An 11906-nucleotide genomic window follows, 5' to 3' on the forward strand; every position below is an offset into this window, starting at 1 on the left:
GAGAAAAGCCATGCGGGCCTTGATGATCGTCGACGGCGAAGCCGGGCGGCTGGCGATGCGGGACGTCGAGCCGCCCGAGCCCGCCGGCGGCGAGGCCCTCGTCGCGGTGGCCGCGTCCAGCGTCAACCGGGGCGAGCTGAGCCTGATCGCCCGGCGCCCGGCCGGCTGGCGGCCGGGCCAGGACGTGGCGGGCGTGGTGCTCGAGCCCGCGGCCGACGGCTCGGGACCGGCCGCCGGCACCCGCGTCGCCGGGCTGGCCGACCAGGGCGCGTGGTCGGCGCAGGTGGCCGTGCCCGCCGACCGGCTCGTCGAGCTGCCGCCGTCGGTGACCGCCGAGCAGGCCGTGACGCTGCCGCTCGCCGGGGTCACGGCGTTGCGGACGCTGCGGCTGGGCGGTCCGCTGGCGGGCCGTTCCGTGCTGGTCACCGGCGCCGCCGGCGGTCTCGGGACGCTCCAGGTGCAGCTGGCCGTGGCCGCCGGCGCGCACGTCACCGCCGTGTCGTCCCGGCCGGAAGCGGCGGCGGCACTGGCGGAACTGGGCGTGCCGGAGGTCGTCGCCGACATCGCCGACGCGACGGGACCGTACGACGTGATCGCCGAGTCGGTCGGCGGCCGCAGCCTCGCGGCCGCGATCCGGGCCGTGGCGCCCGGCGGCACGATCGTCGTGCTGGGCAACAGCTCGGGGGAGCCGACGCCGGTCAGCCTGTACGACTTCATCGGTCACGAGGACGCCCGGCTCCAGACCTACTTCAGCTACGCCGACCACGAAGGCGTGGCCGGGGACCTGGCCACGCTGGTCGGCCTGGTCGCCGACGGCGGGCTCGTCCCGCGGATCGGGCTCGCCGAGCCGTGGGAACGGTTCCCGTCCGCGCTCGCGGCGGTGCGGGACCGGACGGTCACCGGCAAGGTCGTGCTGCGGATCGCCGGCTCACGCCGGTTCGTCACGGCACGTCCACCACGACCTTGCCCACCGCGCCGCCGTCGACGGCCCGGTGGGCGTCGGCGGTGCGCTCCAGCGGGAACCGGAGCAGCGGCAGCCCGTGTGCTTCGCCGACGGGCAGGGCGCCGTCGGCCACCGCGTCGCTGACGGCTTCGACGGCCGCCGAGCGGGCCCGGGGTCCGGCCGTGTGGAGCACGATGAACTGGAAGCGGGTGTTGCGCACCAGGTGCTGCCGCACGTCCAGCTCGACCGGCCGGTCACCTTGGTTGGCGTAGACGGAAATCGTGCCCCGGGACCGGAGCACGGCGAAGTCGAGTGCGAGGTTCGCGCCGAGCGCGACTTCGGCGACGACGTCGACGCCGCCGGGGGCGATTTCGCGAATCGCCGCCGCGGGATCGCCCTCGCGGTAGTTCACGACGTGGTGGGCGCCCGCGGCGGTGGCCAGCACGGACTTCGCCGCGTTGCTGACGGTGCCGATGACGGTCGCGCCGGCCCAGCGGGCGAGCTGGATCACCGCGTGCCCGACCGCGCCGGCCCCGCCCGCGGCCAGCACCACCTTGCCTTCGAGGGCACCGGGCCGCAGCCGGCCGGGGCCGTCCTCGGCGACGGTCAGCGCGCGGTGCGCGGTCAGCGCCGGGACGCCGAGGGCGGCACCGACGTCGAACCCGGCGGCGCCGGGCAGGGGAACGGCCTGGTCGGCCGGGACCACGGTGAACTCCGCGGCGGTGCCGGTGGGGCGTCCGGCGGCGGCCAGGAACACCCAGACCCGCTCGCCGATCCGGCTCCGGTCGACGCCCTCGCCGGCGGCGTCGATCACCCCGGCGCCGTCGTGGTGCGGCGTGACGTCCGGGAAGGTCTTCGCGTGGCCGTCGCCGGCGCGGGCCTGCCCGTCGGTCGGGTTGACGCCGGAGACGGCGATCCGCACGCGGACCTCGCCGGGGCCGGGCACGAGCGGGTCGCGGTCGACCAGCCGGAGCACCTCGGGGCCGCCGGTTTCGCGGTACATGATGGCTTTCACGCCGCCACCCTACGACGTCTGACTGACAGATTTCAAATTTTGTCAGTCAGTACGTCGCCGGTAGAGTGTGCGGGCAACCGGAGCAGTGAAGGAGCGCCGATGCGCGGGGAGCCGCTCGACGCGGAGACGATCGTGTCGGTCACCGAGGAGGTGCTGCGCCGGCACGGGCCGCAGAAGACCACGGTGCTGGACGTCGCGCGGCTGCTCGGCGTGAGCCACGGCAGCGTGTACCGCCACTTCCCGACCAAGGCGGCGTTGCGGGAGGCGGTCATCCGGCGGTGGCTCGACCGCGTGCGCGACGAACTCGCCGAGGCTGTCCGGCCGCCGGGCCTGACCCCGGCCGAGCGGCTGCGGAGCCTGCTCACCACCATGTTCCGGACGAAGTGGGCGAAGGCGCGCGAAGACCCGGAGCTGTTCGCCACGTTCCGCGTGCTGGCGGAGGAACACAGCGCCGTCTCCGCCGCGCACGTCGAGCACCTGCTCGGCGAGATCCGCGCCATCGTCGCGGACGGCATCGCCGCCGGGGACTTCGCGCCCGGCGAGCCCGCCGTGATCGCCCGGGCGATCCTCGACGCGACCACCCGGTTCCACGACCCGTCGCACGCCGCGGAGTGGGCGTCGCCGGATCTCGAAGCCGGGTCGGCGGCCGTGGTTGCCCTGGTTCTCGACGGCGTCCGGGCGCGCTGACTCAGGGCGCGGTCGGTGCCGACGGCGATCGTGCCCGGCTCGGTGCCGCGGTCGCGCCAGGCGTGCCGCCGGCCCGCAGCACGGTCTGTTCGCCGTCGTCGACCTCCAGCGTGACCGCACCCGCGAAGACCACGACGTAGGGCCGGGTCGCCGCTGGACCTGCTGGCCCGTACTACCGGAACTCGGCCTGCCGCCCGAGCGGGCGGAGTCCCGGGCCCGCGTCGCCTACGCGGCCATCCCCGGGCTGCTGCACCTGGCGCAGACCGGCCCCGGCCGCCCGCGCTCCGCCGTCCTCGCCGACGAGGCGATCGCGGTCTTCCCGCCCTGACGCCGGTCCGTCAGTCCTGGGCGTCCACCGGGAACTCCGGGGGCGCCTGCAGGTCGTGGGCGCGGAACAGGACGGCGTGCCCGGCACCCATCGCCTTGCCGTTCATCGCGGTGAACATCGGGATCATGTCCGCGGGCGCGGGATGCCCCGGAAGCGCGGCGAGGTAGGCGGCGTGCGCCTCGAGGGAGGCGACACCGCGGCGCAGGGGCTCGCCCGTGACGTCGACGCCGTGGGTGGCGCCCGAGGCCGCCATGCCGGGAACGACCAGCCAGCGCACGGCATGCGGTTCGAGGTGCTCGTCGTCGATCTGCTCCGGGAAGACCCAGCGGTTGCCCGCGTCGCGCACCGCGTCCAGCGTGGCGAGCCCGGCCGCGCGGTGGTCCGCCTGCTCGAAGCCGAAGGGTGTTTCGACCTGGTACCCGGTGCTCAGCACGACGTCGGGCCGGAAGCGGCGGATCTCCCGGCAGATGTCCCGGCGCAGGCCGAGGCCGTAGACGAGCACGCCGTCGGGGTGGTCCAGGACGGTCAGGTGCTCGACACCGACGGCGGCACAGGCGGCCCGCTGCTCGGCGACCCGCAGGCGCGCGGTCTCTTCGGGCGGGTTCGGCATGCCGGCTTCCCCGCGGGTCAGCAGCAGATAGCCGACTTCGATGCCACGCGCGGTCCACCGCGCGACGGCCGCGGAGGTGCCGTACTCCATGTCATCGGGATGCGCGACGACGCAGAGCACGCGGCGGAAGGACTCTTCGGGCAGCGCGGGCAAAGTCATGCCGGACATCCTGCCCCGCCGGGAGCGTTCCGGCGATGTGGAGGAAACCGCCGCCGTGGCACGGGGATCAGTGGACGATTCGCACCTCTTTCCCGGTCCCGGACCACCCCTAGGGTGACGTTCGCCAAGGGTCCACTCGCCCGAAGGAGGCCTCCGTCATGGACGGGCTGATGCAGCCGCGGCCGCTCACCATCGCGCACATCCTGGAGCGCGCCGAGCGGCTGTACGCGCACAAGGAAGTCGTGACGGCCGGGGAAGGGCGGCTGACCTACGCCGACGTGATCGGCCACGCCCGGCGGCTCGCGACCGTGCTGGACTCGCTCGGTGTCCCGGCCGGCGCCCGCGTCGGCACGTTCGCGGCCAACACCCGGCGCCACCTCGAGCTCTACCTCGCCGTCCCGGCCACCAAGCGGGTCCTGCACTCGATCAACATCCGGCTCTCGCCCGAGCACCTCGAATACGTCGCCGGCCACGCCGGCGACGACGTCGTGTTCGTCGACCGCGCGCTGCTGCCGCGGATCTGGCCGAGCGCCGTCCGGCTGCCCCGGGTGCGGCACTGGGTCGTGCTGCCCGACGGCAGCGACACCCCGCTCCCCGCCGATCCCCGCATCCTCGACTACGACCGGCTGATCGACGGCGCCGAGCCGTTCACGGGCTCCTTCGAGGACGCGTTCTCGCTCGCGGACGAAAACCTGGCGTCCGGCCTCTGCTACACCTCCGGCACGACCGGGCCGCCCAAAGGCGTGCTCTACAGCCACCGGTCGACGGTCCTGCACTGCCTGGGCACGCTCGCGGCCGGCTTCATCGGCCTCCGCGAAAACGACGTCGTGCTGCCGATCGTGCCCATGTTCCACGCCAACGCCTGGGGCCTGCCCTACGGCGCGATGATGGCGGGCGCTTCCCTCGTCCTGCCCGGCGCGTCCGCGGAGCCGGGCCACCTGCTGCGCCTGATGGCCGGCGAGCGGGTGACCGTCGCCGGTGCCGTCCCGACCGTCTGGACGAGCCTGGCGCCCGGACTGGCGCACCACGACCTGAGCGCGACGCGGTTCCTGCTCGGCGGCGGCTCGGCCGTGCCGCCCGCGCTGTCGGAGACCTACCGCGCCGCGATCGGCGTCCCCATCACGCATTCCTGGGGGATGACCGAGATCAGCCCCGTCGGCGCGATCGGCGGCACGCGCACCCAGCACCGGGACGCGACGGAAGCGGAGCAGGTCGCCGTGCGGGCCGCGCAGGGCCAGCCGCTGCCGCTGGTGAACCTGCGCATCGCCGACGTCGAGACGGGCCGGGAGCTGCCGCGCGACGGCCAGGCCGTCGGGGAGCTGCAGGTCGCCGGCCCCTGGGTGGCCGGCGGCTACTTCCGGACCGGCGAGGACGGCGGCTTCACCGCCGACGGCTGGCTGCGCACCGGCGACCTGGCCACCATCGACGCCCACGGCTACCTGCGGCTCGTCGACCGGATGAAGGACCTGATCAAGTCCGGCGGCGAGTGGATCTCCTCGGTCGAGCTGGAGGCCGCGATCTCCTCCCACCCCGACGTGGCCGAGGTCGCGGTGATCGGCCGCCCCGACCCGCGGTGGATGGAACGCCCGGTCGCCTACGTCGTCCTGCGCGAAGGCGGCACCGCCACGGCCGGCGAGCTCACGCGGCACATCACCCCGATGGTCGCCAAGTGGTGGCTGCCCGACGAGTTCGTCTTCACCGCGGCCCTGCCCAAGACCGGCACCGGCAAGCTGTCGAAGACCGAGCTGCGGGCGGCGGCGCGGATCGCCTGAAGTGCCTCACGACCCGGCGGCGACGCTCGCCCGCAGCTCGTGCAGCCGGAGCCCGAGCCGCAGCTCCAGGTCGTTGCCGTCCCGCCAGCCCTGGCCGAGGAGCGTTCCGGCGCGGTCCAGCCGCTTGAGCAGGGTGTTGACGTGCACGTGCAACGCCCGTGCCGTCGCGGCGACATTGGCGCGGTGGCGGTAGTACGCGGTGAGCGTGTCGACCAGATCGGTGCCGCGCTGCCGGTCGTACTCCACGAGCGGGCCGATCGAGCCGGCGAGGAACCGCTCGAGGTCGCCGGCCCGGTCGGCGTCGAAAACCATGGCGTACAAGGCATAACGGCGCGTGGTGGCGCCCAGGTCGGTGTGCCCGAGCGCCCGCATCACGGCGCCGCAGCGGCCGGCCAGCGCGAAGGCCCGCGACCAGTCGTGGCCCGCCGCGCGTTCCCCGGCGACGAGGACCGGGCCGCCCAGCGAGCGCCGGAGTCTGCTGTGGACTTCTTCGACCGTGCGGTCGTCGTCGGCGCTGGGCAGGATCATCGTCGCCCGGCCCAGGTGCTCGCCGGCGAGCCCGGCCCGCTCGCGGGCGATGTCGTGCAGGTGGCGGGCAAGATCCGCCGGTGACACCGCGGGGGTGTCCGCGACGACGACCAGGTCGAGGCGGTCCGCGTCGATGTTGCGCGCGCGGGTGCGGGCGCGCTGGGCCGGGCTGATCCCCGGGCCGCCGAGCATCAGCTCGGTCAGCAGCTCGCCGCTCAGCCGCTCGCTCGCCTCGGCCACCGCCTGCTCCTTGAGGATGAGCAGCCCGAGGATGTGGGTGGCCCGCTCCAGCGTGCGCAGGTCCGTGCCGTCCGGGACGGCGCCGTCCGCCCGGCGGCTCCACACCAGCGCGCCGAGGTAGCTGTCGCCCGCCTGTATCGCCGCCACGCTGCGGGTGATCCCGCCGGCCCCGGACGACGTCGTGGCGCGGCCCGAGCGGCGCGCCTCTTCGATGGCGGACGGCTCGGCCGCGGGCGGCCCCGGGCACGGATCCGCCGCCGCGTCCCGGTGCGCGAGGGCGGCGCCGATCCGGTCGAGGAGCGTGACGCTCCCGCCCAGCTGGTCGGCGAGCAGCTGCGCGACGTCGCCCGGGGTCCCGCCGGCCAGCACGACCCCGGTCAGGGCTTCGTGGATCGCTTGTGCCCGTTCGATTTTCCGGTAGGCGTCCTGCAGCTGCTGCAAGGCGGTCCGGCTCGCTTCGTAGAGCCGCGCGTTGTCGAGGGCGACCGCGGCGTGGTCGGCGAACGCGTTCAGCAGGGCGATTTCGTCGGCCTGGAACGAGCGTGCGGAGCGGTCCGCGGCGAACAGCGCCCCCACCGCCTCGCCGCGGATCACCAGCGGCACCCCGAGCAGCGCCACCAGCTTCTCGGGGCCGACCAGCCGGTCGAAGCTCGGGTCGTGCTCGATCAGCGTCGAGGTGGCGTAGTCGCGCACCCAGTGCGGGCTGCGCGAAGCCAGCACCTTGCCGCCGAGCCCCACGGTGGCCGGGATGGTCGCCGCGAGGAACTCGGCCGAGATCGTGCCTTCCGACGCACGGGCCGACAGCCTGCCGTCCGCGCCGACCAGCGACAGGTACGTGAAGTCGGTGCCGATCAGGTCGTGGGCGTGGTGGACGATCGACTGCAGGACCTCGTCGAGCTCACCCAGCGCGGTGAGCGACTTGACGGTCGCGTACAACGACGCCAGTTCACGCTGCCGCCGCGCGAGCGAACCCGGCTCCGCCGCACTGGTCACGGGCGCCGGCCTCCTCGGCACGGGGTGGGCGAAAGACCCACCGTTTCGGGGGAGGAGTGGACGGTCCACACCTCAGGCCGCAGCGTAACCGCGCCCTACCATCACCGCCATCACCTGGCTGCGCTCAACGACGAAGGCGGCATCCATGGCAATCCCGCTCACCCAACCCGAAGGGCCGGCCGGCGGCGTCGGCGCCGTCCCGGCCCCGGCCCGGCGCCGGGCCTTCCGCAAGCTGCTGGCCGTGGGGCTCGCCGGCAGCTCGATCGAGTGGTACGACTTCTTCCTCTACGGCACTGCGGCCGCGCTGGTGTTCCCCAAGGTGTTCTTCCCGCACTCCTCGGCGCTGACCGGCACGCTGCTCGCCTTCAGCACGTTCTGGGCGGGTTTCGTGGCGCGGCCGATCGGCGGGGTGCTCGCCGGGCACCTCGGGGACAAGCACGGACGCAAGCCCGTGGTTGTCACCTGCCTGGCGCTCATGGGCGCGGCGACCTTCCTGATCGGCTGCCTGCCCAGCGCCGCGGCCGTCGGCCCGCTGGCCCCGGTCCTGCTGGTGACCCTGCGGTTCGTCCAGGGCCTCGCGGCCGGCGGCCAGTGGGGCGGCATCGTCCTGCTGCTCACCGAGTCCGCCGGTCCCAAGCGGCGCGGGTTCGCCGGGACGTTCGGCCAGACCAGCGTCCCGGTCGCGGTGATCCTGTCGAACCTGATCTTCGTGGCGGCCAGTGGCCTGATGCCGGACTCCGCGTTCCTCACGTGGGGCTGGCGGATCCCGTTCCTGCTGTCGGTCGTGATGTTCTCGGTCGTGCTCTACATCCAGGCCAAGGTGGCGGACACCCCGGAGTTCCGCGAGCTGCAGCGCGCGGCGAAGCCGGAGAAGGCGGTGGTCCGCGCCCCGCTGGCCGAGGTCGTCCGCGGCAAGTGGGGCACGATCCTGCTCGGCTGCGGCCTGCTCTCGGCCACCAACAGCCTGTTCTACGTCAGCATTTCCGGGCTGCTGAGCTACGGCACCGGCTCACTCGGGCTGCAGCGCAACGCCCTGCTCGCGGTCGTGCTGCTCGGCTCGGCGGCGATGCTCGTGACCATCCCGTGGTCGGGCCACCTTTCGGACCGGCTGGGGCGGCGGCCGCTGATCCTCGTCGGCGGCTTGGGTGTCGCGGTGTGGGCGTTCCCGTACTTCGGGCTCGTCGGCACGGCGTCGCTGCCGCTGATCTTCGTCGCGGTGACGGTGGGTTTCGTGTTCCAGTGCCTGACCTACGGCCCGATCGCGAGCTTCCTCGGCGAGCTGTTCGCGCCCGCCGTCCGCTACTCGGGCGCGTCGCTGGCCTACCAGCTTTCCGCGATCGTCGTCAGCGGTGGCACGCCGTTCCTCATGACGGCCCTCATCGCCGGCACCGGGAGCACCCTGCCGGTCGCCGCCTACATCGCGCTGATGGGGCTGATCACCTTCGCCAGTGCCTGGTTCCTGCCCGAGACCAACCCGGCCGGGGTCCGCGCCGACCCGCACGCGGTGCCGGGCGCACACCTCTACCGCTGACCCCAGACCCGGAGGCCACAGTGGCACGACTTCCCCTGCTCGCCGCGGTGCTGGTGGCGAGCGCGGCCACGCTCGCCGGGACGGGACCGGCGGCCGCGGCGACGGCACCGGCGTGCGCCGCCCTGGACCGGCTGACCATCCCGGCGTCGGTGATGAGCCTGCCGACCACCGGCGGCCGTGTCACGTCGGCGGCGCTCCAGCGCGGCGTGACCGAGTACTGCCAGGTCGACGCCGACCTGTACCCCGTCGACCCGGCGGCGCCGGCCATCAAGATGCGCGTCGCGCTGCCCACCGCGTGGAACCGCAAGGCGATGATGTTCGGGGGCGGCGGGTTCGACGGCACGATTCCCGACGTGGCGTCGAACGTGCCGTTCGGCCCGGCGGGCGTGCCAGGGCCGCTGGCCCGCGGCTACGCGACGTTCGCGAGCGACTCGGGGCACCGGCAGAACCCGGCGGCGCCGCCGTCACTGGACGGGTCGTTCGGCGTGAACGACGAGGCCCTGGCCAACTTCGCCGCCGGTGACGCGCTGAAGAAGACGCGGGACGCGAGCCTGTACCTGATCCGGCTGGCCTACGGGAAGAAACCCGCCGAGGTGTACTTCGCGGGCGGCTCCACGGGCGGCCGCGAAGCCCTCGTCGCCGCCCAGCGGTGGCCGGCGGCGTTCGACGGCGTGATTTCGGCGTATCCCGCGTGGAACAACCTCAGCGAGATCCTGGACCTGGGCTACCTGACGCAGGTTCTTTCCCGTCCCGGCGCCTTTCCCGGGCCCGCGAAGCAGACGCTGCTCTACGACAGCGTCGTCGACGCCTGTGACGGTCTCGACGGCGTGACGGACAAGGTCGTCTCGAACTGGGCCGGCTGCCGCTTCGATCCGCGCGCGCTGCGCTGCCCGGGCGGGGCGGACACCGGGCCGTCCTGCCTGTCGGACCTGCAGATCGGGGCCGTGACCGCGATGGCGTCGCCGTTCCGGTGGCCGTACCGGATCGCGAGCGGGGAGACGGGCTATCCGGGCTTCCCGTTCCTGTCGGGAGCGGACATGCGGACGCCGTTCCTCGGGTTCGGCACGACGGCGCCGGCCGACCTGATGCCGCTGACGAGCGGGTACGGGATGCAGTACTGGGACCAGTGGGTCAAGTACTTCCTGACCCGCGACCCGCGGTACGGCCCGCTGGAGGTGGATCCCCGGCGGCCCGGCGCGTGGCTCGGCCGGATCAGCGCGCTGTCGGCGGTCGAGGACCGCAACAACGCGGACCTGCGCCCGTTCGCCCGGGCGGGCGGCAAGCTGATCCTGCTGCACGGCGCGGCGGACGAGCTGGTCTCGCCGTATTCGACGAGCGACTACTACGAGCGGGTGCGGGCGGTGGCCGGGCCGCGGGCGACCGGCGAGTTCCTGCGGTACTACGTCGTGCCGGGGGCGAACCACGCGAACTTCGGCACCCCGGCGTTCGTGGCGGGCTGGGACTCGCTCTCGGCGCTGGAGCGCTGGATCGAGAGTGGACAGTCGCCGCGGGGGCAGGTGGTGACGGACGTGGCGCACCACCGGACCCGGCCGTTGTGCGAGTACCCCGGCTGGCCCCGGTACCGCGCGGGGGACCCGGATCTGGCGTCGAGTTTCGTCTGCACGCGCTGATCCGGCCCGGGGCGCGCCGGGTGGTTGGCCCGCGCCCGGCCGGACTCGGGCGCCGGTCGCGGCTCTGACTCCGGCCTGCGGCGGGCGAGAGTCGTCCATCCGGCGGGGTCGTGCGTGGGGCCCGGGCGTGGTCAGCGCCCGCGCGCGGCTCCAGGGCGAGCGGCGAGACCGGCGCGCCGGTCGCGGCCACGGCGTTGCCCGGCGGAAGGCGAGAGCCGGCGGCGCGCGCCGGGTGGCCCGCCCGGAGCCGCATTCAGCGCGCCGGTCGCGGCTCTCGCTCCGCCCGGCGGCGGGCGAGCCGCCCATCCGGCCGGAGCCGCCCATCGCGAACCATTTTCGCGAACGCTCGTCCCAGAAAGTGTTTTCCTCACTGCCGCCGTGCTTCGTCCAGCCGACGCGCCTCGGCCGCCTGCTCGAACGGGGTGTCGCCCGCCGGATGGCGGTCGCCCAGTTCGGCGAACAGGGCCGCCACCCGTGCCGAGTCGTGGTGGGAGGCCAGCTCCGCCAATGCCGGGTCCGTTGCCGCGAGCACCTGGCGGAACCTCAGCTCCGCCAGCGGGCCGAGACGGTCGTAGATCTGCAGGAACACCTTCTGGGCCCGGTCGCGCGCCCAGCCGGCCGGGAGCAGTTCGGCGGGCAGGTCGGGGTCGGTCTCCGGGAACCGCCGCCAGTCCACGCGCAGCTCGGTGCGCGTGCGCAGCGCCTGTGCCGGGCTGATCAGCCCGGCGTCCAGTCCGGTGAGCACCTGCTCGTACCGCTCCACGAACCCCTCGTACTCGCGGGCCAGCGGCTCGAGGTCGAAGGCCGCGGCCGGGCTGACCGCGTCGCCCGGGACCTCGGTGGCGCGGAAGACCGTCGCGCTGCGGAGGTCCAGTTCGCGCAGCGCGGCCATGGCCGGTCCGGCCAGGTCGTGCGGGCTGACCCAGACCCCGTCGTAGAGCGCGGCGAACCGCAGGACGCGCAGCCGTGAGCGCAGTGCCGTGCGCAGCCCGCGGTCCTGCTCCGGCACGGAGAACGTGACCACGGTCCACCGCCCGTCCCACTCCGGCGCGGTCGTGCCGAAGGTCAGCATCCGGTGCGTGCGCTCGATGATGACTTCGGACGTGCGGGCGGGGATGCCGTACGCCGTCGTCCGCCCGCTGCGCGACACGGTCAGCAGGTCGCGCGCGGCGAGCCGGCGGATCGCCGCCCGCGCGCTCGCCGGGCTGATGTCGAACTCGCCCAGCAGCTGCACCAGCGCCGCCGACGGGATGTGCTCGTCGCGCCAGTACCAGAAGTCGCCGAGCAGCGAGGTCAGCAGCAGCTGCGGTTCGGCGCCCTGCTGTGCGCGGGGCAGCGGGCCCGTGGTCATCGCGCGCCTGCCTCTTCCGGAGTGGGCGGCCGTCCGGGGTCCGCCGCGGGCGTCCATGGTGGCAGTGCGGGCCGGGCCACCGAACCGAGGGGTTGAATCACGCGACACATCATGCGAC

At 74.2% G+C, this 11906-nt stretch carries 8 protein-coding genes and 1 pseudogene; 5 read left to right on the top strand and 4 right to left on the bottom strand.

The window, feature by feature from the left end; all coding sequences use genetic code 11:
* Window positions 1-55: 55 nt before the first annotated feature.
* Window positions 56-904, top strand: a pseudogene (locus tag BT341_RS46625) (zinc-binding dehydrogenase); the annotation flags it as partial.
* A gap of 37 nt (window positions 905-941) precedes the next feature.
* Here the strand turns inward: BT341_RS46625 and BT341_RS22690 are convergent.
* Window positions 942-1958, bottom strand: a complete 1017-nt coding sequence (locus BT341_RS22690; RefSeq protein ID WP_072478198.1) for an NADPH:quinone reductase — start codon at window positions 1956-1958, stop codon at window positions 942-944.
* Between the two features lie 99 nt (window positions 1959-2057).
* Between BT341_RS22690 and BT341_RS22695 the strand changes: the two genes are divergently transcribed.
* Window positions 2058-2645 (top strand): TetR/AcrR family transcriptional regulator, encoded by a 588-nt coding sequence (locus BT341_RS22695; protein WP_072478199.1) that lies wholly within the window; start codon window positions 2058-2060, stop codon window positions 2643-2645.
* 338 nt (window positions 2646-2983) lie between these two features.
* Here the strand turns inward: BT341_RS22695 and BT341_RS22705 are convergent, their stop codons facing one another.
* Window positions 2984-3751 carry a PIG-L deacetylase family protein gene (locus BT341_RS22705; protein WP_072478200.1) on the bottom strand — a complete coding sequence of 256 codons (768 nt, stop codon included), beginning with the start codon at window positions 3749-3751 and terminating at the stop codon, window positions 2984-2986.
* A gap of 149 nt (window positions 3752-3900) precedes the next feature.
* On the opposite strand from BT341_RS22705, the gene BT341_RS22710 reads away from it, so the two are divergent.
* The gene (locus BT341_RS22710; protein ID WP_072478201.1) at window positions 3901-5514 is read left to right on the top strand and encodes a long-chain fatty acid--CoA ligase; all 1614 of its coding nucleotides are present in this window, start codon (window positions 3901-3903) and stop codon (window positions 5512-5514) included.
* Between the two features lie 6 nt (window positions 5515-5520).
* Here BT341_RS22710 and BT341_RS22715 read toward each other — a convergent pair whose 3' ends face one another.
* On the bottom strand, window positions 5521-7275 hold the full coding sequence (locus BT341_RS22715; protein ID WP_072478202.1) for a helix-turn-helix domain-containing protein: 1755 nt from the start codon (window positions 7273-7275) through the stop codon (window positions 5521-5523).
* A 145-nt stretch (window positions 7276-7420) separates the two neighbouring features.
* Between BT341_RS22715 and BT341_RS22720 the strand changes: the two genes are divergently transcribed.
* Window positions 7421-8806, top strand: a complete 1386-nt coding sequence (locus BT341_RS22720) for an MFS transporter (protein WP_072478203.1) — start codon at window positions 7421-7423, stop codon at window positions 8804-8806.
* A 47-nt stretch (window positions 8807-8853) separates the two neighbouring features.
* Window positions 8854-10437, top strand: a complete 1584-nt coding sequence (locus tag BT341_RS22725) for a tannase/feruloyl esterase family alpha/beta hydrolase (RefSeq protein WP_072478204.1) — start codon at window positions 8854-8856, stop codon at window positions 10435-10437.
* A 367-nt stretch (window positions 10438-10804) separates the two neighbouring features.
* Here BT341_RS22725 and BT341_RS22730 read toward each other — a convergent pair whose 3' ends face one another.
* Window positions 10805-11788 carry a PaaX family transcriptional regulator gene (locus BT341_RS22730; protein WP_072478205.1) on the bottom strand — a complete coding sequence of 328 codons (984 nt, stop codon included), beginning with the start codon at window positions 11786-11788 and terminating at the stop codon, window positions 10805-10807.
* Between the last annotated feature and the right edge of the window lie 118 nt (window positions 11789-11906).

The sequence above is a fragment of the Amycolatopsis australiensis genome, assembly GCF_900119165.1.
In the GTDB taxonomy this organism is placed as follows: Bacteria; Actinomycetota; Actinomycetes; order Mycobacteriales; family Pseudonocardiaceae; genus Amycolatopsis; species Amycolatopsis australiensis.

Coding starts and splice junctions, on each gene's coding strand:
- BT341_RS22720 (WP_072478203.1), top strand. CDS start 7,421: ATGGCAATCCCGCTCACCCAACCCGAAGGGCCGGCCGGCGGCGTCGGC.
- BT341_RS22730 (WP_072478205.1), bottom strand. CDS start 11,788: ATGACCACGGGCCCGCTGCCCCGCGCACAGCAGGGCGCCGAACCGCAG.
- BT341_RS22695 (WP_072478199.1), top strand. CDS start 2,058: ATGCGCGGGGAGCCGCTCGACGCGGAGACGATCGTGTCGGTCACCGAG.
- BT341_RS22710 (WP_072478201.1), top strand. CDS start 3,901: ATGGACGGGCTGATGCAGCCGCGGCCGCTCACCATCGCGCACATCCTG.
- BT341_RS22705 (WP_072478200.1), bottom strand. CDS start 3,751: ATGTCCGGCATGACTTTGCCCGCGCTGCCCGAAGAGTCCTTCCGCCGC.